The 22,093-nt window shown below is 44.1% G+C and carries 16 protein-coding genes and 2 pseudogenes; 3 read left to right on the top strand and 15 right to left on the bottom strand.

Annotated elements, in window-relative coordinates; all coding sequences use genetic code 11:
* The 3 genes and pseudogenes from AB4486_RS19335 to AB4486_RS19325 form a co-directional block, all read right to left on the bottom strand.
* Window positions 1-298 (bottom strand): annotated as a pseudogene (locus AB4486_RS19335) (ISL3 family transposase); the annotation flags it as partial.
* A 195-nt stretch (window positions 299-493) separates the two neighbouring features.
* On the bottom strand, window positions 494-2,176 hold the full coding sequence (locus AB4486_RS19330) for an alkaline phosphatase family protein (RefSeq protein WP_372118228.1): 1,683 nt from the start codon (window positions 2,174-2,176) through the stop codon (window positions 494-496).
* Between the two features lie 165 nt (window positions 2,177-2,341).
* Window positions 2,342-3,130, bottom strand: a complete 789-nt coding sequence (locus AB4486_RS19325) for a formylglycine-generating enzyme family protein (protein WP_372101363.1) — start codon at window positions 3,128-3,130, stop codon at window positions 2,342-2,344.
* 137 nt (window positions 3,131-3,267) lie between these two features.
* Here AB4486_RS19325 and AB4486_RS19320 point away from each other — a divergent pair, with 137 nt between their 5' ends.
* The gene (locus AB4486_RS19320) at window positions 3,268-4,599 is read left to right on the top strand and encodes an anaerobic sulfatase maturase (protein WP_371725555.1); all 1,332 of its coding nucleotides are present in this window, start codon (window positions 3,268-3,270) and stop codon (window positions 4,597-4,599) included.
* Between the two features lie 87 nt (window positions 4,600-4,686).
* Window positions 4,687-5,745 carry a HEAT repeat domain-containing protein gene (locus tag AB4486_RS19315; RefSeq protein WP_017060468.1) on the top strand — a complete coding sequence of 353 codons (1,059 nt, stop codon included), beginning with the start codon at window positions 4,687-4,689 and terminating at the stop codon, window positions 5,743-5,745.
* Between the two features lie 147 nt (window positions 5,746-5,892).
* Here the strand turns inward: AB4486_RS19315 and AB4486_RS19310 are convergent.
* From AB4486_RS19310 to AB4486_RS19255, 12 genes and pseudogenes are all read right to left on the bottom strand, one after another.
* Window positions 5,893-6,105 (bottom strand): annotated as a pseudogene (locus tag AB4486_RS19310) (gamma-glutamyltransferase); the annotation flags it as partial.
* Window positions 6,095-6,178 (bottom strand): hypothetical protein, encoded by an 84-nt coding sequence (locus AB4486_RS19305; RefSeq protein WP_372101366.1) that lies wholly within the window; start codon window positions 6,176-6,178, stop codon window positions 6,095-6,097. The gene AB4486_RS19305 and the pseudogene AB4486_RS19310, both read right to left, overlap by 11 nt.
* A gap of 145 nt (window positions 6,179-6,323) precedes the next feature.
* The gene (locus tag AB4486_RS19300) at window positions 6,324-7,403 is read right to left on the bottom strand and encodes a sulfate ABC transporter permease (RefSeq protein WP_372101361.1); all 1,080 of its coding nucleotides are present in this window, start codon (window positions 7,401-7,403) and stop codon (window positions 6,324-6,326) included.
* A 1-nt stretch (window position 7,404) separates the two neighbouring features.
* Window positions 7,405-7,881, bottom strand: a complete 477-nt coding sequence (locus AB4486_RS19295; RefSeq protein WP_017069467.1) for a hypothetical protein — start codon at window positions 7,879-7,881, stop codon at window positions 7,405-7,407.
* Window positions 7,882-7,890: 9 nt separating this feature from the next.
* Window positions 7,891-11,094: a response regulator gene (locus AB4486_RS19290; RefSeq protein WP_372101360.1), complete on the bottom strand. Its 3,204-nt coding sequence runs from the start codon at window positions 11,092-11,094 to the stop codon at window positions 7,891-7,893.
* A 213-nt stretch (window positions 11,095-11,307) separates the two neighbouring features.
* On the bottom strand, window positions 11,308-11,682 hold the full coding sequence (locus AB4486_RS19285; protein ID WP_017060464.1) for a hypothetical protein: 375 nt from the start codon (window positions 11,680-11,682) through the stop codon (window positions 11,308-11,310).
* A gap of 108 nt (window positions 11,683-11,790) precedes the next feature.
* Complete coding sequence (locus AB4486_RS19280; RefSeq protein ID WP_017067905.1) at window positions 11,791-13,929, bottom strand: ATP-binding cassette domain-containing protein; 2,139 nt, start codon at window positions 13,927-13,929, stop codon at window positions 11,791-11,793.
* Window positions 13,926-15,512 carry an ABC transporter transmembrane domain-containing protein gene (locus AB4486_RS19275; protein ID WP_372118224.1) on the bottom strand — a complete coding sequence of 529 codons (1,587 nt, stop codon included), beginning with the start codon at window positions 15,510-15,512 and terminating at the stop codon, window positions 13,926-13,928. The genes AB4486_RS19280 and AB4486_RS19275 overlap by 4 nt, the downstream gene beginning before the upstream one ends.
* A complete protein-coding gene (locus tag AB4486_RS19270) occupies window positions 15,502-16,926 on the bottom strand; it encodes a TolC family protein (RefSeq protein ID WP_017064679.1) in 1,425 nt (474 codons plus the stop codon). Before AB4486_RS19270 ends, AB4486_RS19275 begins: the two co-directional genes overlap by 11 nt.
* Window positions 16,901-19,132, bottom strand: coding sequence for a response regulator (locus AB4486_RS19265; protein WP_372059098.1), 2,232 nt, complete (start codon window positions 19,130-19,132; stop codon window positions 16,901-16,903). The genes AB4486_RS19270 and AB4486_RS19265 overlap by 26 nt, the downstream gene beginning before the upstream one ends.
* Window positions 19,133-19,135: 3 nt before the next feature.
* A complete protein-coding gene (locus tag AB4486_RS19260) occupies window positions 19,136-20,485 on the bottom strand; it encodes an HlyD family type I secretion periplasmic adaptor subunit (RefSeq protein ID WP_017060459.1) in 1,350 nt (449 codons plus the stop codon).
* 12 nt (window positions 20,486-20,497) lie between these two features.
* Window positions 20,498-20,848 carry a hypothetical protein gene (locus AB4486_RS19255; RefSeq protein ID WP_017060458.1) on the bottom strand — a complete coding sequence of 117 codons (351 nt, stop codon included), beginning with the start codon at window positions 20,846-20,848 and terminating at the stop codon, window positions 20,498-20,500.
* Window positions 20,849-21,038: 190 nt separating this feature from the next.
* Here AB4486_RS19255 and AB4486_RS19250 point away from each other — a divergent pair.
* Window positions 21,039-22,093 (top strand): cadherin-like domain-containing protein (locus tag AB4486_RS19250; RefSeq protein WP_372118219.1); only part of this gene is annotated, 1,055 nt, incomplete at its 3' end.

Below are 22,093 nucleotides of genomic sequence, written 5' to 3'. Positions count from 1 at the left end.
TTAGGCGCTTCGTGATGCGAGCATAAGGCTCTAGCCAAGATAGAGACTCTGTTTTTATGCCGCAGTCACGACACTTAATTCTTCGAGTTTGAACGGAAAGTTCAACAGGAACACCGAGCAACATGGCTTCTTTCACATGACGCCATTGATACTCATGGATAGCTTCGGCTTCAAGACCACAAAGGCACTTAGCCTCAGAGTTAGGTTTAAGAGTCAGGGTAATAAGTGATGCTGTCTGGTGAGACTTTACTATTTGAAAACCTTCCCAGAATGAAGATAGGAAAGTATGATTCGGCATGAAAACGGTAGTTTGTGTATGATTTTTGTTTGGCGACTAAACCATGTCACTTACTACCGTTTTTGTTTTTAGTTCCCGCTAATGCGCGATGAACCTTATTTGTTTCGACCTAGTGAGTCAGAAACAGATAAACGGCTCTTTTATTGAGTGGGTGCTGGATTCGAAATCTAGCTCACGAAACCTTAGAGATTGAGTCTACTCAGTGATCTCTTGCAGCACTTCTCCGATTGACCCGCTTGGTTGGGTGATACCCAGTTTGTTCGAAAGCGTTGGCGCAATGTCATATGGCGTCACTGCTCGCGATACCTTCTTAGCTTCAACGTCGTAGCCTGCAAAGATCACAGGCACATGAGTGTCGTATTTCCACGGAGAACCATGTGTAGAGGCAATTTGGAGGCCTTCCATGTCGTTAATGTAGCTGCGCGGTGCAAATACTACGTACACGTCGCCAGAACGAGCAGGGTGGTAGTTGTTTTTAATTAGCTGCATCACATGCGTATCCGGTACTCGGTTAGCCGCAATGTCACTACTTGATACAGCAAACGCAACACCTTTCACTTTTGCAATTTCATCCGCAATAGCTTCTTGGACCTTAGCCAGATCAAGCTTCTTCTCAGCGATCAGATCATGATTCAGATAGATGTAAGGTTGTGCGTACAAGCGAATCGCGTCTTTGGTTAAACCAAATTCATCCTTCAATCGTTTCTCAACACCACTCGAGAGTAGTGTGTCTTTATTGAAGTATTGAGCTTGATTGAAACCAAGCGCATTTGCCGCAGGTGAAGATTCAGGTACACCGTGGTCGGCAGACAGCACAATCAATGTGTTTTCTAGCCCGACTTGGTTATCCACGGTTTTGAAAAGCTTAGCGAGAGTCTTATCAAGTCGGATAAGGTTGTCTTCTGTTTCTAGGCTTTCAGGGCCGTAAAGGTGCACCACGTAGTCATTTGATGAGAAACTCACTGACAGATAATCGGTTACGTCGCCTTGGCCAAGCTTCTCTTGCATCAACAAGGTGCTAGCGAAGTTTTCCGTGATTTCGTCACCAGCAGGGCTGACGGTTAGCGTTGTGCTGTAGTACTTGTAACTTGCCGGGCCATAAGGATGAGGGAAGGTGCGTTGGAAGTCACCGAGTTTCACTTTGTGTTCGGTATCGTGTTCTTGCAACGTGTACTTATCACGCGGTAATGAGAGCTCCCATTTCTGTTTGGAATACTGAGCAGCAATCGCTTTCTCGTTCCAGCGTGATACCCAATCTGGATTCTCGTCATAGTAATAGTTACTGGTGACAAACTCCGATTGTGCTTTGGAGAACCAGAAGGCTTTACCACTGTGTCCTGCCAATGAGATTGCGCCGCGGTCTTTCACTGATACACCGAATACTTTTGATTTGCCACTATTGGAAATCGTCAGTTCGTCACCAAACGTGGTGGAGAGTATTGGCTCTGGAGAGCGGCCATCGCCTTGTGCTGTCTTCTGCGTTGGGTCGATCTCTGTTGCTTTATCGACACCTGCACCAGAGGTCAGCATTTGGTAGTTACCGTCTTCTACGTTATACACCAAACGTTCTTCGCTACGGTCATACCAAACGTTACCTACCATGCCGTGTACGCTCGGTGGAGCACCTGTTGCAAGCGACACATGGCCCACGATCGTTTCCGTGTTGCCATGTTGGTAGTTTGCGTTGGTGTAGTAGATACCATCATCCATTAAGTACCGGAAACCGCCTTCACCGAAGTTGTGCTTATATCGTTCGATTAGATCTGCGCGCAGGCCATCTACCGTGATTTGAAGGACTAGATTTGGCTTTTCCTCAGCTGAAGCTGGGAGAGCGCAGAGTAACGCGAGGGTTAGTCCTGAAAGCTTGGTGTATTGCATAGAGTTTCCTTATTCACAGTTGCCGCTGAGTTCTAATGTTTGGTCAGGTTTCCAACGTTTGGCCAGATTTGTAACGTGTGTGCAGTGCGAATCGTATTTTTAGTATTGTTGGTGACGATTAGTGAACCATAACCTTCGGCATCTTTAGTTAGTTCGCTTCGTTAGCTAGTTCACATCCTTAACTAAACGCAGCCCCATATCTGACATAGTGATCGATTGGCTTGCGAAGTCACGACGGTAACTTTCAGATTCATTTTCGTCATAAGCAAAGCTGCCACCGCGAACCGATTTGTGTGATAAACCGACGTCGCTGTGTTTTGCGTTGTTAGGGTTGTCTGTTGGACCGAATCGGTAGAAGGTGTCACCGAAGGCATCGATAACAAACTCGCCCACGTTTCCTGTCATGTCATATAAGCCTAGTTCATTTGGTTTCTTTAGCCCGACTGGATGTGCGCTATTTTTAGAATTTGCTGAGTACCACGCAACATCATCTAAGTTATTGGAACCACTGTAAGTATAGCCTTTACTTTTATTGCCACCTTTGGCTGCAAATTCCCATTCAGCTTCAGTAGGCAGACGGTATTCTTCACCCGTTAATTCATTCAACTGCTCAACAAAATAGTTTGCTTGCTGCCAACTAAGGTTATTGACCGGAACTTGTGGGTTTTGGAAATAACTGAGAGATGAACCCATCACCGATTCGAACAATTCTTGAGTCACCTCAAACTTCGCAATATAGAAACTATCTACAGTTACATTACGTGCAGGACGCTCTGCTTTGGTCGCTTCTGGACCGTTCGACCCCATGGTGAATGTGCCGCCTTCAACCAACACCATCTCTTGGTCAATTTGTTGGGCGATGGGGTGTGTAGGCACGCTTGCACAGCCACTCAGAAGGATAGTCATGGTGACGCTGCTAATTGTTGCTAACTGTTTGTAATTAAGAAATTTCATCACGTGCCTCAGATGTTCGAAATAGGGTCTAATTCTAACGTTTAAGGTCATTCCTATTGGTTATAAAGGGTATAACATGTCACCTGATCGAATAGGAATTATGATGGGTCCAGAATACTAAAATAGGTAGGTAAATCATGCATATTACTCAAGGTCCACAATATAACGGTAAAGCGTCTAAGCGCTTGCATGTCATGGCTAAGCCGATTGGCGCAGCATGCAACATTGACTGTAAATATTGTTACTACCTAAGTAAGCAAGATTTGTTGGAGTACAAGAAAGGCAGTTCTCCAAGAATGGATGATGAAACGTTAGAGACGTATATCCGACAATACATCGAAGGCCAGAATACGCCGGAAATTATCTTCTCATGGCAGGGCGGTGAACCGACAATGCTAGGTTTGGCGTATTTTGAACGCGTGGTTGAGCTACAGAAAAAGTACCAACCTGAAGGTGTATTGATTTCAAACGATTTACAAACCAATGGTACCTTGCTGAATGATGATTGGGCGGAGTTTCTTGTGAAGAACAACTTCCTGATAGGTTTGAGTATTGATGGTCCCGAAATGCTGCACAATGCCTATCGTGTTAACAGAGCTGGCCGTGGCACATTCAAACAAGTGATGGCGGCTGTGGAGCTGCTGCACAAACACCAAGTGAAGTTCGCAACGCTTACCTGTGTGAATAACCTCACCAGTCAAAATGCACTTGAGGTCTATCGCTTCCTACGTGATGTTGTGAAGTCACCGCAAATGCAGTTTATTCCTATCGTTGAACAGAAAACGTTCCGAACGGTTGCACCACAAACATCCCAAGTAAGCGAGCAGCTTAAACAAGGCGACAAACGCCTGATCCCCGGCCATAAAGATTCAATCATGGAATCGTGGTGTGTGTCGGACTTGGCTTGGGGTAACTTCTTGATTTCTGTGTTTGACGAGTGGGCCAAAAACGACATCGGCAAGGTGTTTGTTCAGTATTTTGAAGCGAGCGTAGAAACATGGATTGGGCGTCCGAACCCACTGTGTACCTTGAATGAGATATGCGGAAAGGGCTTGGCAATGGAGCCAAATGGCGACGTATTTTCATGCGACCATTATGTTTACCCTGAATACAAGATTGGCAATATTCATCACGAGAAACTTGATGATTTGGCGTACAGCGCACCACAGCAAAAGTTTGGTTTTGCTAAATCCCGTACACTGACCAGTCAATGTCAGCAGTGTGATTACAAGTTTGCTTGTCATGGTGAATGTCCTAAAAACCGCTTTATCAAAACTCGCGCAGGCGAACCGGGCTTGAACTACTTATGTGCAGGTTGGCACAAGTTCTTTTCTCATGTCGACAAGTCGATGGCTTATATCGCTCGTGCGATGGGGCATCCGGTTGCTCATGGCAAATTCAGTGACTCAGTATTGATGGCGCATCGAGCAAAACAGGCGCAACAAGCTACGTTCGAGACCAAGTTTTAACTCGTTCTTTGGATCAACAGGTCCAAGATAAATTTAATCAGATACGAGTCTAAGGACAGGCTAAGTTCTCCAGTTTAAGGTAATACTATGATGAAGAAGAGTTTAGCGACGGCTGTTGCTTTATTGATTTCAACGTCCGCATTAATTTCAACGTCTGCGATGGCTGCGAATAGCGTTCAACAAACGGTTGACGCGCCAGCACAAAATATCAATCAAGTGCTTGAAATGACGGACACTCAAACCCGCATTCAACAGTTGTCTTACATGGCACAAGATCAGAATCAATCTGTTGAAAATCGTACTGGTGCACTGCAAGAGCTTGCTTCATATCCAAGCCAAAATGCGCTGGTGGCGGTGGCAAGAGGCTTAAAAGATCAAAACCCTGAAGTTCGTGAAGCGGCGGTTATCGGTTCTGAACCTTACCAACTTGAACATCGCTGGGCGTTAGTTTCACCCTTGCTAAAAGACAGCGATACCATGGTTCGCCATACGGCAACGTCAAACCTAGTCCGTGACTTCAATGCATTGGATGACGAGCAGAAAGCACAAATTGAACCACCAGTCATAGAGCTTATTAGCTTCTTGGAAACGCAAGAATCTGAAAAGTACCAATTACTGTTTGCTGATGTGCTTCGTTGGCACAATGACTGGGATAAGGCGGAAACGGTTTATCTAGAGCTGATCAATACGCATCCAAAAGAAGCGCAAGTTTGGTTGAGCTACGCAGATAATTTTCGAGCTCAGAACAAAGATAAGCAAGCAGTCGAAGTATTAGATCGTGGTTTGGAGAGCGTGCCAAACAACGCCGCTCTGCATTATTCGAAATCGTTGACTCTGGTTCGCCTTGAAGACAAAACTGCGGCAGCCAAAGAGATTGAAGTGGCTGCGAAGCTAGCGAAAGATAACAGCTACTACTGGTACCTAAATGGGGTATTACAAGAAGAGTTGGATATCGACAAGTCGACTAAATCGTTCGAGAAAGCATATTTGATCTCTGGTTCTCCAGAGCAGCTATACGCGGTATGCGATATCTATGTGCGCTACGGAAATGAAAAGACCGATGATTGCTTAGGTGAGCTAGGTAAAGTAGCTCCTGACTATGTTATTGATCAGTTGAAAGATAAACGAGTAGCGCCAAGCTCATAATATCCTAATGAGTAATTAGCGAAGCCTATAATGAAAAGCCAGTCGACACGTTCGACTGGCTTTTTCGCATCCATGAACTGCTTAGACGAGGTTCAAGCAACTAAAGACAAAATAAGGGCAAGCCTGTTACTTGCCCATTTCGTTTTATTATTCACCCATAGAGCTTGATGCACGGCGTCTGTCGGTCGCGCCATAGATCTTGCCATCTTTGACTTCAATGGCATTCAAGCCACTGACGACTGGAATGACATGCACCGGATAACCGAGCTGCATGAACTCTGGTACTAACATTTCGGCGTAGGTTTTCTTTTCGACGAGCAAACCCGTTGGGTCGTAAGGTTTGGTGCGATCAATCTTGGTCTTTGTCTTTTGGGTAAAACAGCGCAAAAGTACCGCCGCCAATCCCAGTCATATCCGGTTCAACCACCGACATTGTCATCTGCATCGCCACCATTGCATCGACTGCATTACCTCCTTGCTTGAGTACCGAATACCCAGTGCTGCTTACATATGGATTCGTTGCACTTACCATAAACTCTTCGCCAGTTTCGTCTGGCGTAATTGGAAAAGGATTTGGGTTAGAAGACGAAACTCAACATGATGGTATAAAGGACGGCATCTTTGTCATCAAAACCAGTAAGTGCGTTGAAATTCTCAACAAAGGCACCGTTTGCTTTACGAGCCTCAAAATATTGCACTTCGCCATTGATGGAGACGTTAGGTAACACATCGTAATCCACACCAATTAGGTAGCTGTTTCCTGTTAGGTGTTCGTGAGAATCAAACTCTGCTCCGTAAACGACGTATGGAGTGAATAAATCTAGTCTGTAGCCCAAACTAGCGTACATCGAGGACGAGATGTCACTGATCTGTCCTTCACTTGTCAAAACAAATTGACCCAGTTCGTATTCTGCTCCTAATGACCAAAGTTGTATATGCTTGTTGTCTTGCTCAGTTCTGAATGGGGTCGGTACTCCGGGAATTGTTGTGATAACAATCTGATCGAAATTTGAATCTAGGAAAGATAAATTCCAACGGTAGCTATCACCGCTTAGCTGCAGATTTGCGCCGAGCATGCGATTGGTTTCAAATTCCAGTTTTGTAGTCGAGTTGAAATCTACGTCATTTTTATCTTTTATGCCGATAAACGGAGTAAGTAAAAGAGTAGCTTCGTCACTGACATCGTGAGTCCAGCTCACTTTTATGCCATTGAAAGCTGTGATTCCGAGAACGCTGTTATACACCTCTGTAGGTGGCCTCGCGGTCATATAGGCTTGGCCTACATAGTAGTACTCAGAGGCAAGGAACAGTGGCAGTCGTAATCGACCAATGCTGACATCAAAGTCATTAAATTCATAACCTAAGTAAGCCCACTCTAGCTGCGGCTCACTCCAATCATATTGGGGTGGCTTGACAACTTGCACGGAAGCTTTGAATGAGTTGTAGAAGTAATCGAGTTGAACACCAAATGTGGTATCACAGTCGTAACAGCTCTCATCAGTAAAACCGCGGTTGATGATTAATGGATTATCGTTATCCGATGTTGCCCAAGACGTTGAGCCAAAGCCACTCAAGGATAAATTATCGGTAAGTTCGATATTCGCAAAAGCCGGAGAGGCCATTGAGGCACATAACACTGACGTAATTATTCTTTTCATATTATTTCTCCGAACTTATAACGTAGAGAACGTTGGCATTTTGAGGAACCGAAGAGAGTGGGGAGTAACCAATACGGTTTGGTTTGTCATCAAGCCAGTCGACTAAGCTGTCGGTTGACGCCGTTTTGATTTCTCTTGGATAACGCGCTTTTCCTGAAAAAGATAAACCAGCCCAGTGTGCATTCATTTGAGCGGCATTTTTTCCAAGCAAAAGCTGATAAAAGTCCTCTCTTTCGGCACTGTTCTCAGGCCAATCAGACAGTTCAACACGTTTGCCATTGAGGTGCTTAGTTTTCCCTCTATAGAGCTTTCGCGCTTTGTTTATTGATATCTCTTCAAATCCGGAGTCTAAAGAAAATATGGCATAATCTTCAGCGGCATGAGCGGGGCTGAGAAGAAGTAAGCTTCCTAACAACCCTATCACTGCGGGTAGCAGCGCTCTGCACGAGAGTGTTTTAATTGTTTTGATCCAATCCATTGGTTTCTCCTAACAAGTCGCACTTTCTATTTGGTGGAACAGTTTTTCTTTTCTTACGGGCTTCGCTACGTACCCATCCATTCCGGAATCAAAGCACTTTTGAATATCATCATCGATAACACTAGCGGTTAACGCGATAATAGGAGTTTTGCTTAAGCCTTGGTTTTTCTCGTGTTCTCGAATCTCCTTAGTTGCCGTGAAACCGTCCATAACAGGCATCATGCAATCCATCAAAATAATGTCGAAGCTACTGTCGTTCTGGTACATATCAACGGCAATTTGTCCGTTGTCTGCAATTTCAAAGGCATATCCGGCCTTCTTCAGCATGATAGAAGCTACTTTTTGATTGACGCGGTTGTCTTCGACTAGCAAGATTCTCTCTGATTTGCTCGGAATTGCGTTTTGTTCCGCTTCTTCAGGCAAAGTACGTTTGGTCGCAGCCCCGTTGATAATTGGAGTGACAGTTGCAGGTTGTTTCTTAGGTTGAGCTTTATAGGAAGCTGGTAGTGGCATAGCTTCTACCGCGGTGAGTACTTTCTCTTTAAGCATTTCGAACTTGAATGGTTTTGGTACATAGTCATCCATACCAACGTCGAAACACCTCTGAATATCGTCATCGATGACACTGGCGGTCAATGCAATGATAGGGATGCGTCGCGTCGCTTCCGTTTCTTTTTCAATTCTTCGGATGTTGCTTGTTGCATCAAAGCCATCCATAACCGGCATCATGCAGTCCATGAGTATCGCCGCGTAATGAGGATTAGCGGTGAACATGTCCACAGCTTCTTGACCATTATTAGCGAACTCGAATTCAAAACCACTTTTACCGACATGAAGACCAGCAATTTTTTGGTTGATCTTGTTGTCTTCAACGATGAGGATTTTGTGTTGGATCTCGACTGATGTCTGGCTTGCTTCTGATAGTTCCGCCAAACCTCGAGTATCACAAAGCTCAATAGCTTTAATTAAACGCAAGCCGAGTAGGGGCTGTGCGACTTGTGCAGTAACGCTGTCACCAAGATCCGCTGGCTCACTTAAGAAGGAACGTATCAAACAGATAGTGATGCCGTTTTGGTGCAGCTTTTCTAAGTTATCTGCGTGGGTATTAGCTAGGAATGCGTCATCTTCGGCGAAAACAACAGTAATAGGTTTAGTGTGTTTTTGAGTGGAGAGCTGCTCTGTAATTGCCGTTATATCATTCGTTTTATCGGTAACCTTCAAACCATAAAGGTTAAGGTCGGACTCTATTCGCTCGGAGAGCATGTTTTCGTTACCCAGCACATAAATATCAGCCGTTGCTGTACTTGGTTTTGGCAGTATCAAGTCAACAGGCAATACCAAGTCGAAGTAGAAACAGCTTCCTTCACCTTTGACGGAGTCGAGTTGAATTTGACCACCCATCAGCTCTACCAACTGTGTACTGATGGCTAGGCCAAGACCGGTACCACCGAATTGTCTGGTTGTTGAATCATCCTCTTGAGCGAAGGGTTCAAATATTTGTTTTTGTTGCTTTGAATCGATACCAATACCTGTGTCGCGAACGGCAAATCGAATGGTGACATTATCGTCAGATTGTTCGAGCGTTTGGATTGATAATGTGACGCCACCTTCTGCCGTAAACTTCACTGCATTCGACATAAAGTTCATTAGGATTTGTCTTAAGCGGTGATCGTCGATCATCACGCGAGCTGGTGTGTCTGGGCTGATATCAACGTTAACCGATATTTTTTGTTCTTTCGCTTTTGGTGCCACAATAGAGGCGATGTCGTATATCGACTCTCTAATCGATGCAGAATGCGGGCTGATTAATAGCATGCCAGACTCAATTTTAGAGAAGTCTAAGATATCGTTGATTAAGCTAAGTAGCAGTTGGGATGAAGTTTCAATCGTATCCACATAATCACGCTGTGTGGGTGTGAGCGGCGTATCTGCGAGGATTTCCGAAATACCAATAACACCATTGAGCGGGGTGCGAATTTCATGAGACATGTTGGCCAAGAAGCTACTTTTTGCTTTGCTGGCTTGTATTGCGTGGTCTTTCGCGTGTTCGGCATCCTCTTTGGCTCTCTCTGCGTCTTCTTTTGCTACCGTCAATCTCTCTTTCGCGAGCTCTCGTTCGATGGTCAATCGTTCAACTTGCTGAGCAAACAGACTGAGTTCATCTTTACCTTGGATTAATTTATCTAAAGAAGGGCGCGTGTCATCATTTTCGCTTTTTAAGAAAGCTAACACCAAATTAAGGTTGTTAGTGACTTGTCTCGCCAAGCTAAGAGTTAAACCCATAACAATCGCAGCCAGCAAAGCGACGATTGAAATAAACAGGGTTCGTTGTATTTGCGCGTCATAGATGGCTTGCTCAACTTCTTGTTGAAACTCTTGCTTGATTACGCCGCCAAGGCTTTGTAATAAGTTGAGCCGTGCGCTCATCGCTTCTAAGCCGACAGACACTTCTTGTGGCGTCAGTTGGCTGATTGTATTTAGGTCGAGTAGCGCGCTTCTTATCTCTTGGCTTTGAGCAAACACATCATTTCGAAACACTTCAACCATCAAAGAAACTTGATGTTCGTTGGCGTTCAATGAAACAAAGCGCTCTAAGAACAATTGCTGTCTTTCACTCAAGGTTTTGATCTGTTCGGCGAGTTCTGGGTCGTACTCTTGGCTGATTTGGAAGATCTCAATCAGTGAACTACCAAGCTTGAACTCTTCGTTCGACCAAAACATCAACCACTCAAGTTGTTGAAGGGCAGTGAGGTGCTGTTGAATTTCACGTTTAGTGTTTTCAAAAGGGACTTTCTCTACTTCAAGTAACAGTTGCTTGTATAAATCGCTCTGCCATTCGAGGGCATCCAATTTATCGTAAGTGTCAGTCACTTGCATCGTCGATAAGGTCGCTTCGCTGAAATCGGCAACAAGTTGATTCATTTCATCAGATGCGTCTAAAAAAATGATGGGAGACAGGTTTTTAAGTTCTGCCTTTACTTGGTTGCTTTGAGTAGCAAACTCTTCAGGGCTAGAGGCTAAGGTACTTCTATACAAAATAGAAATATCTTGAAGATAGACAGATAACTGATTGGTTCGTTCAAAATCGGTTAACTGAGTCGTTAATATATAAGCCTGTCTACCTGCTAGGAAGAGTAATAATGAAATGGGAAGTAGAACTAAGCCAAAGAGTTTATGTTTGACTGAAAGGTTATTCCAAACCGTAATCGCCATATAAGGATCCATCCAACTGTCATTATATAAAAACAGTAGAATAAAAATGCCGATATGGAAACTTTGAAACGGTAAATTTTACGTAAGTGTGGGAGAGGTATAAGTTCTTGTGATTCCAGAGCTTATTTTGAAATGCGTTCTTTTATTAGTAATTTATAGCGTTTGGCAGTTTGTTTAATTTTATGCTTATTGATGAATCACTTAAAAAGCTTACTAATGAGGACGATTGTTATCGAGGCTTAATTCGAAAAGAAGTTGCTCTAATACGGTTTTTGCAGAGGGTTCTAATGTCCAAATACCGAGCATTCTGTTAAGTGCGGCGCGATACACTCTGTTTTTTAGTAGGAAGGCGAGTGTGCTCGTATCATTGCTGAATACGTGCATTTGTACGATGGTGAGCTCTGCTTTGTTCTCAATGTCTATTTTCTGAAGATTGAAAGCGGGTAGGAAGGCAGACTCATACCAAACCTCAACGATCTCTCGAAGCTCCATCTCTTCTTCAGGTACATCGCACTCCTGAAGTTGGTGGTTTTCAGGAATTGCGGATAAGTAAGCTACATCAAGCTTGTCTGCAACGAATGTGTACATATTCTTCCTTGTTACCTGTGGTATTGGGGCGAATCATCCCTCTCGCTTATGAATTTGTCAATTATATCCATTTCCCTAAATAGCGAATTGTGATTAAGCGTTGAGGTTTTAGCTTAAGCTGTTTAAGTATTTGTCTGTTAAGCCAAAATATTTCAAATTTCCATCCGGCTCTAACACTAAACTCATGTTTGATGTTGCGATCAAACCAGGGTCGTTGGTCGAAAAAATGACTGTTTTATTCAGCAACTTATCGCTGAACAAACGGTTAAAGTACTGCGCATTTTCATTTTCTGCACCATTGAATGGCTCATCAATAATAATCAGAGATTGCTCACAGTTACCTAAGCCGAGTGCCAGACGCAATTTTTGTTGAATTCCATTCGGGAGACTTTTGCATTTATCCACGCTTAACTGAGTAGCTAAGCCTTCCGGAAGCCATTCATCTAACTCGAAGAAGCTCACCATCTCTTGCATCTTGTCTGTTGGAATCAGCCCGTTGTGTAGAATGAAGTTGGTCTCGAGTGAGCCTTCAAAAATATGCAAATTAAAAGGGATGTAGTTAATCGAGGTGCGATAACGGTAGCTATTGAACTGTTTAATGTTGTAACCATCGACAGAGACTGCGCCTTGATAGCGGTCTTCTAACCCAGCAATGATTGAAATTAAGGTGGTTTTGCCGCAGCCCGTTGGGCCACAAATGACCACTTTGGCACTGGGTGGGATTTTGAACCCCAAGTTAGTTAAGCCGGTTGCTGCTCCCGCGTATCGGTGACTGACACCGCTGCCCACGATGCTGCCTTGGAACAGGCGAATAGGCGGGCTTTTCTCTAAGGTTAATTTGTCGTCATTCATCGACATTAAATTGTTGATCTGTGCGGACGAAGCTTTGATCGACTGGAACTTGGAAATTGAGTTATAGATACCCATGATTGGGCCTAACGCTTTCCAAACCAGAATAACGGTCGCGAGCATGGCACCCGCATCAGAAGTACCTTCCATCACGCCAATAACTGCAGTCACGATACTTGCTGTGCCAATCACTTGGATCAAACTACCGCCAGCGGCCTGAATCTTACTGTTCGTTACGGCAACGTTCTCTGCATCGCTGGTGCTTTGCATATGCGATGCGCTGAATCGAGATTGAACGACACGAAGTAAAGGCAGGCCTTGGATAGTCTTGATACCACGAAGAATTTCATTCCATTGATACGAAACCATCGCATTGGCACGCGAACTTTTGGATGTGGCTTGCGAGTAGATATAGCGCGAGTAAATACAGAACACTAACATCAGTATTAAGCCGCCCATCACCACCAATGCCGCTGTACCAGACATCAGAGCAATGGCGATGATAAATACAATCACAAACGGCATATCAAAATAGCTAAGCGTTGATTCTGCGGTCACCAAGCGTCGGAAGGTATCGATATCTTTCAAACGTGCTAGCTGAGAAGAGACCCCAGCAGTAGATGTCATCGCATAGGGTAGCCAAAGCAACTTAGATATAACGGCTTGCGAGATGTGCACGGCGAGGTCTTTACCGGAGGTCGCAATAATGTTGACGCGCATTTTCTTAAAAAAGTATTCAGAGAAGCCGACAATAATGGCGAATAAGGTTAGCCAATAGAGTGTGGCTTCGGAGCTCGAAGTCAGTGCGAAGTTATATACACTCATAATAAAGAATGGCTGCAATGCACCGAGAATACTGATGACGAAGCTGAGAATGATCAGGCTTTTAAGTTCATTGTTATAACGATAGAAAGCGTATTTAATCCAATTGCTTCTGTCTTGCGATTCCGGAGGTGGCTCGCGGAACAGACGAGAATATTCGCTAATCGCAATCAGCAAACAGGGCTTTTTGCACATTGGGTATTCAATGGTGTTGTTGTTCGTGTAATCAAACAGCAGCAACTTTCCATCTTTGGTGCCTAAGAAAATCGCACTTAGATTCTCTATTTCAATAAAGCATGGCTGAGGGTGTTTATCTATATTCTCGAGTGTCTTTAATTTGGTCACATCACAGCGATACCCAAGACGCTCTATGGTTGCTGTAAAGCTGTCGCTGTCTTTGTGTTTCGGAATAAAAGCATCGCTGAGTATCGCGGGTGTGCCTTCCCATTCGAGTGCTATCAAGGTGTAGGCCAAACCGCGGATAAGTGGCGATTGACTGTAACGTTCGTCGTATCCGCTGGATTCAAAATCCAAGACACGTTGCGGTACATTATTGAAGTCGACTAAGATACTCATTGGTCACCTCCGGTAAGTTTTACGCGTTTGAGGCGATGGTTAAGCTTGTCCATTTTATTACTGGCGATGATCAAGATTTTGTCGTTGGCTCGATAAGCCGTACTGGTGAGAACCATTCGTGCAAATTCCTCATCAAACACACAGTCGATGTCATCAAATATCAATACGCGCTTACTGGCGAGCAGGGCGCGAACTAATAATAGGGCGTAGCCAACTTGGCGTGAGAATGGGTTACGCATATGGCCTTTGAGTTCTGTATAAAAACCGGCAGGAAGCCCATCAATTTGAGCTTTGATGTTCATGGTTTCACACAGTGTAAACGCCGTGTTATTCAAGCTTGGGCGGAAACAGGTGAGGTTATCGATAATCGTCCCTTCTACGAACGAACTGGTCTTATCAACCATCAGAACACTGTTACGCCAAACGTTGTAATTGACGTCATCCAAAGGCGTGTCGTTAATCATGATATCTAGTTTGCTATCACTGTTCTGACGCGTAATACAGTTAGCGAGGTGGGTCTTACCTGAACCACTTTTCCCTGTCAGCAAATAGGCTTGTCCGAGTTCGAACTCGATACGCTGCTTTTCAGAATACTTAACCGAGATACGTTCTACTTCTGTTGTTTCATGTTGGTGTTCAACAGAGGCGGCCAATTCAAGGAGGTCAACGATACGCTGAATATGGAGTTTGTTTAACTCCCAACGGCTCGCGGTGCGCATCACTTGTTGGTAAGGCGCAAAATAACGGTTGGTTAGCATGATGATCGCGGCCATGATGCCTTGGCTAGATTCCATATTGATAACGGCCGTTGCCAGTACCACAACAACACAAGCTATAGAAAGCTGTTGGATGAGCGCCAATATTAGGCTGAAGTTAGATTCAATCTGCTCATATTTGATGTTCTCAACTTCGCGCTCTTCGACCATTTGTGTCATCAGGCTTTCAACGCGGTATTCCATATTTCGAGCTTTGATATCAAGCGGGCTAGAGATGATCTCAATGATTTTGGAGGTAGTTAACCCTTCGATGTCTGACTTATTCTGCAAACTACCAATCTTTTGTTTGGAAAGGCTCCACGCAAAAATAGCCAAGATGACAGAGGCAATCAGAAGGGTAATGCCAGCCCATATGTTGATGAGTCCTATGATGAGGATAGTGATCACGCTGACGGCAAGGTTGATAAGCGCTCGAACCGATTCGCCACCAAAGAAGGTTTTCAATTCAGGAATGGTTGAGATTCGTTCTAGGTATTCGCCTGGCTCCAAACGTCGGAACTTAGAGATTTCCGCCAAACAGATGGATTGAAATACCTTATTGGTTAAGTTGGTCTCAAACTGCCTCATGATGACAGAGGAAATCTTCTCTTCCTGATTTTTTAAGTGATAGTCGAGGAAGATAGAAATCAAGATAATCGCGAACAATAAGAACAGAGTATCTTGTGCTTGGTTGGGTAACACTCGGTCAAAAATGATCAGAATGGAGAAGGGCAGTACCAAACCAAACAGGGTCGATATTATCGTTGAGAAAGTCAGATAACACTTATCTGCCATGTTGATCTTTTGCGAAAACTGCTCAGTTTGCATTGCGACCTCCTTTCCTCAACGACTCCGTTGAGAGAAGATGTTTAGGCACCAAATCTTGATTGTCTCGTCCCTCAATATCGCTCATTAATTGCATCACGCTTTCGATAGATTGAATTGAGAGTATTCCCTTAATTTGCTCAAGCTTGATGGTCTCGATGATGTAGTCGTATCGTGCGCTTTCGTAGTCTCTTAAGGCGCTGAATAGTTTACTTTCCGCCGCCAGCAAGTCGGTGATAGTACGCGTGCCCAATTGGTAGGCTCTTTGGATCCCTTTATAAGACGCGTAGTTGGCGCGAATGATGTTTTCGTAACTGCTTATAGACTGCGAGAAATCGTTAATGTTGAGCACGGAGGTATTCACACTGTTACGTGTGGTGTAAAGCGAATCTTGGTAAAGCAGCTCAGTACGTTCGATGGCCGTCGATGATTTTTGATAGCCGTAGTAATCAGAGCCACCAGACAAGATAGGAACTGCTAGGTTTAACCCAACACTGGTTGAGTTACTTTCGCCTGTCGCTGTAATGTCGGTTTTGTCGAAGTTATTGGCGTCATCGTGTCGATAGCTGGCTGAAAGCGATACGGTCGGTAAGAAGTTCGAACCGCTCTCTTTTAAGCTTCTGCGGCTTCTCTCGACGTTTTTCTTAGCCACTAACAAGTCGTTGTTGAGCTTTAACGCTTGATCCATGATTGATCGTTGTTCGGTTTCGTTTATCTCTTTTAAAGGCACACTTTCGTAGATATCTTGAGACGGAGTGATAGGGTATTGAATCTGAATCGATAGCCCGTTGAGAATGACGCGACGGTCTTTCTGCAAGGTTCTCAATCGATTCGACACACCTTCTTTCTGAGCAATCACTTCGTAAAGCTCACTGGCGGCTGTATTGCCGAGTTCCACATTGCGTCGCATTTGATGTTCACGCGTCTCAGACGACTTAAGCTCTACCTTGGTCGCTTTAATTTGTGCGTTGTTTTTCAAATACTCAAAGTATTGAGAGCCGATTTCTGAAATAGTGCTTTGGATTTTGTTCTCGTGTTTAATCTCTTCAATGTTGAAGTCGAGCTTTGCCGTCCCATATTTGAAAATATCGCCCAGATTGAAGATCGATTGAGAAAGGGAAAGGCTGTAGCTGTTCGAGTTATAGCTTGAAGTTTCATCAGGCACACTTGATAGCAAGGTTTCATTTTCATTCCATGTGGTATCGGCAGCACCATTGAGGGAAGGAAGAAATTTTGAGCGGCTGATACCAATGTTGTACTCGTTCTCTTCGACCCCTTTATCACTCGCCCGAAGAGAAAGGCTGTTCTGCAGACCGAGTTCTACCGCCTCAAGCAGGGTAGTCGCCGATGCTGAAGGTGTCGTGCTTAATGTAAGCGCAGCTATGATGCTGCTAGTTAAGTTTTTGTACCGCCACATACTTGTTGATCACCTTGATGATTTGGTCGCTTTTATAAGGTTTGCTGATTACGTAATCCATTCCGGCCTCAATACAAGCCTGGTGTTCGTTACTGCTGGTCAATGCGGTTGCACCTATGATGGTACAAGGGTTTTTCTCGTTTTCTTGTTCGAATTGGCGAATGCGTTTTGTGGCTTCGATGCCACCCATACCCGGCATGATGCAATCCATGAAGATGATGTCAGAACGCTTGTTCATAAAGTGCTTCACGGCATCGGCGCCATCGCCAACCATGTCTGGTTCATATTCTTGTTTGGTCAAGATTCGTTTCAGTAAAATTTGTTGAACTCGGTCATCCTCTACGATAAGGAATGAGCTGTTTTCCATCTGTTCTTCCGATGCTTCCGCTTCCATAATGGTGAGTAGGTTTGGAATGAACTCGTAAGGGATAGCAGGAGCGTTGATGATTTTGTCGACGAAGCTATGACACTCTTGTGCTTGCTGAGTGTTGGTCACTGACAACAGTAACTTGGTATTTGGGTGGTTCTTAAGCTGAGATTTCACCGTCTTGCTCAACGACGGCAGCTTGTTGGGTTCAAAGGTATCGGTGAGCATAATCGCATCGTAATCACCGAACGTTTTCGCCGCTGAGAAAAGCTCATTTGCAGTGCGAATCTCGGTGATATCAAGCCCCAAGTTACTGAGCATTTTCTTCATCACATCGATGCGAACTTGAGTATTAGCACACAAGAGTAAACGCTTGCCATCAAAGCGAGTTTTCTCTGTGTGGAAGTTCTTAGCCTTAAGATCAAGCTCGATCTGAAAACGTTCCTGAGCCCCTGACTGGAACCAGTGGCTCTCGTAATATCCGTAATCCTTCAGAACGCTTTTCGCTAAGTCATCTGTGCTGGCTGTATGGTCTTTGTGTGCGCTCCAATGGAGTTTGTTGAGCTTGGCAACAGAAACATCCAGTGTTGATAAGAAGTTGAGGTTGATGGTGACACGGGTATTTTCCATGTCTGAAGCCGCACCCGATTCAATCGTTACAAACAGTTTCTTATTTGATTTGAGTTGAATGGCATTGGAAAGCTGCAGGAACAATATCCAGAACAAGCTGGTGGATTGACCTTCTACACGATTGGGTAAGTTGTCAGAGATAAAACAGTCAAGTTGGCTTTCATTACGTTGTACTTTGGCACTGATATGAATCATTAATTCAGATAACACACTCAGTAAAGAGAACTCTTTCGACTTGCTTTCCGTACCCTGTGATATCAAGCGATTATAGTTTTCTGCTAACTCAGATAGTGTGCTACACGCAGAGGTAATATCGTTCGCCATCAACACGCCGTTTTCATCGGTTTCTTGAACCAGATATTGGACGCCACCGTTGATGGTGTTTGTAATTCCGCGAATCTCATAACCGATCAGCGCATACAACTGTTTGTAGAGATCGTTATTGCGCTTTTGGTCTTCTAATTTACTGAAAATAAGTTTGAGATGAGAGTAAATCTGACGCTGCTTGGGGTTGATGCTAACTTCATTAAGAAGCTCTTCAAGACGTTGTAAATCTAGCTGCTTCAGCTCTTGATACAGGGCATCGAATTCATAGTCGATTTCGCGTTCGTTAGAACTGGATTTCTTTAGCTTCAACATAGCAACTGAGTTGGATAGAATCGTAATCACAGCCAATATCACGACCACCATAAACAACCAGATAAAGAACTCGTTTTTTTCTGACATTAAGTCATTTGCATGGTTGTTAAACATGGTGCGATAGTTGTCGTCCATCTGCAGATAGTTATTGGTCAATGAAAGGTACAAGCCTAATACGTCGTTACGTGTTTTTGCGCTATCGGAGAAACGATTAATCGCCAATTCCAGTTGTGTGTATTCAGTTGCCCCAACCAAGCTGAACTCGGTTTTGTTCAACGAGGCTAAAGAGCGAAATTCATCAATTTCAAGCTTCAAGTTAACCAGGTTGAATTGGTTAGTGCCGCAAGTGTTGGTACTTAAACACTGTTGCAGAGTTTGAATATCTTGTTCTATGGTCTGATTAAGCTTCTGGGCTTGTATGAGCAGTGGGGCGCTTTGCACTTGTGCGACTGAATCTATTTTTGACCAAGAACAGTATAAATAGAAAGCGAGCGCAGCCAATACCACGCTAAATAGTATGCTTAGACGTAGGGCGGGTATGGAAATATTGTACGAAGGTTTACCGCTCATTGATTATCTCTCATCGAAAGCATCCTCGATGGCTGACATCACCGGTTTCGCAGCGTATTCGATCACGCGACGCGAGCCTGTTTTCACATCAGCGGTAAACTCCATGTAAGGTGATAACTTGTATTGAGTGCCTCCTCGTTCAAGAAAGTTTCGGTCAATTTCAATCTCAGCTAAATAGAATTCAGCGTCTTCTTCTTCGTATGATGAACGGCTGATTGAGGCGATGGTTCCCTCAACAAACCCGTATTTTGCAAAGTTATAGGTATCCATTTTTACTTTCACTGCCTGACCAATTTCGACAAATCCCATGTCTTTACGTGGGATCTTCGCTTCACCGTGTAACGAATTATTTATTGGGGCAATATCGGCGATACTTTCTCCTGGCGGAATCACAGCAGAACGGAAATTGAAGTGAAGTTTATCGACCACACCATCGACTGGCGAGTAGACGACTAGGCGATCAACCTTGTCGGAATGCTGCGGTTGTAAGATTCGCTTTAGCTTGAGGTCTTTGTTCGCTTGAATGATTTGTGCTTGGTACTCAGAGTTTCGATTCTCAACCAAGTCACGGTGTTGCTTTTCCAGTTTGTCGAGTTGGAAACGCTCATTCATCACAGATTCGTCAAGGTTCTCAATCTCACGCACCATATTCGACTCTTGTACTTTCATGTTAAGAACGTCGACATAAGACGCCATCTCTTCTTTATAGAGGGTGTTTTTGATGTTGAGCTGCTTACGTATCAGAGAGAGTTGATTCTCTGAACTTTTGCGACGCTTTAACATTGAACTGATCAACGAGTTCTTGTGCTTAATATCGTGTGTAATGAGTTCTTCATTTGAACGGTTTTTAGAGAATTCTTGTCTCCAGGTATTCATGTTGACCTGAACTTGCTCAGGGTATTTCTCAATGAAAGCGTCGAAGTTAGGCTCTATCATGTCGCGTAAGCTTTCATAACGAATCTTATCGAGCTCTATCTGAATAATTTCAGTATTGACGGTATCAAGTTGAGTGTTACGGTCAAGTGAGCGTATTCGAGCGATAGGTTGGCCCTCATAAACGACTTCCCCTTTTCTGACTAATAATTCTTCTAATATCCCGCCTTCTAAATGCTGAACTTTCTCAACATCCGATTCCAATAGCAGTTCTCCACGTACAGAAACAACAATGTCAATACGTGCTTGTGACGCCACGGCGATAGCGACCAAAGCGAGCAAGAATATAATGAGCAACGTTTTGTGAACGCTGGTCATGGCACTAGCAAGCACAATAGTGTCATCAGCTGTGACCTTAGAAGCCTCGTTATTGGAAACAAGTGCTTTTCTGAGGTGATGTTCTATTTGGTTATTGCTCATGACTGACCTCGGTTACTTGCCATCTATTACTTCCTTAATATCCAACAAGTGGTTGATTTGTCGATTGACGTTGTGCAATTCAGTTTTTACATCCTCTATTAGATCTTCCGGCGCAGGAAACTCGTGTCTACTCAAGTGTTCCAATTTGGCCATTTTTGGCGGAAGGTCTTGGTCGCAAAGCAACGTTAAGATGGTCTTCAATCGTTTTGAGTAACTATTGAGTTCATCAAAATGATTACCGTTATGAAGCGCTTCTATATTTAGGGCTGCGTCAGAAAAGTCATTGTAAAAGTCGCCTAATAGCAATTGCAGCCCTTTGTGGTTGTTGTCGACCGAGCGCAACAAATTCGTCATGTCTATCATCGCTCCACTGCCTTAATTGCTTTAATCACAATAACTAAGGATCTTTAAAGGCAGTTTTCAAATTTTTTTTGATTCTTTCTCTTTAAAAAGAAATTATGAAAAATGTTGTATAAAAAATTGGTTTTTCAAAATGATGTCCTTTAATGCCTCTATAAATACGATCAGTTAGCTAGTAGCAACGGAGGCTGTAATGGCAGGTGAAAATAACCAAAACAACCAAAATGAAGATCTAAATGACGCGGTAGAACAAACGGACACGAACGACGCGGGTACGCCCTCCCAACAGCAGAATCAACAAAATCAACAAAACACGATTGCGTCGACAATAGCGACGGGTGCTGAAAATGCGGATGCGGCAGACGAAGTTAACCAGGCTTTAGACGAAAATCCGAGTGGTGCAGGTAATGCTGAAGATGCCTCTGCTTCTGGTGCGGCTGTGCAAGAAGAGACGCCAGAAAGTGATGGAGATTCAGACGCTGCACAATCCAATGTAGTTGGTGGAGCCGCTTCTGAAGCTGGCTCGGATAACGCTGCTGGCAGTGGTGGCGGAGCAGGTGCTGGCGCTCAAGCAGTAGGTGGCGATAACGCAGAGTCTGCGACAGGTGGAGCAGATGCTGAAGGTAATGAAGAACAAGGCCAAGCTGCACGTACCTCTGCAGCGTCGAGTTCTACATCTTCTGAATCGGGTGAGCAACAAGTCGGTGACGACCTCGATTCACAGACAGTCGAAGAGACATTTGCCGTTGATGTTCAAGCTTCAGATGAAGAGACCATCAGTGAAGTAGAGGATGACTTTGATTCTGAAACAGTAAGCGAAACATTCAAAATCCAAGTAGAAAGTGAAAATGATGCGCCAGAAGCAGAACAAAATCTGGCTTACATCATGGATGAAGATGGCTCCATAACATTCACTCAAGAACAATTACTCGAATACGCAAGTGATGTAGATGGGGACGAACTGGTTGCATCTAACGTTCAAGTTGGTGCTGATGCAACAGTTCAAGACAATGGTGATGGTACTTTCACAGTAGTTCCTTCAGCTGACTTCAATGGTGAACTTGACCTTACTTTCGACATCAGTGATGGCCAAGAAACGATTAGCAGCGCAATTGATTTAACGGTACGTCCGATTAATGACGCGCCGGTTCCTGAAGATAAAACGTTTGAAATAGAGGAAGATGGCACACTCATCTTCACCGATGCAGACCTGTTAACAGGTGCTACAGACATTGAAGGTGACAACCT

The sequence above is a fragment of the Vibrio sp. 10N.222.55.C6 genome, from assembly GCF_041473395.1.
Taxonomy (GTDB): domain Bacteria; phylum Pseudomonadota; class Gammaproteobacteria; order Enterobacterales; family Vibrionaceae; genus Vibrio; species Vibrio crassostreae_C.
The sequence above is the reverse complement of the archived record's forward strand: the minus strand, read 5'-3'. Positions and strand labels throughout refer to the sequence as shown.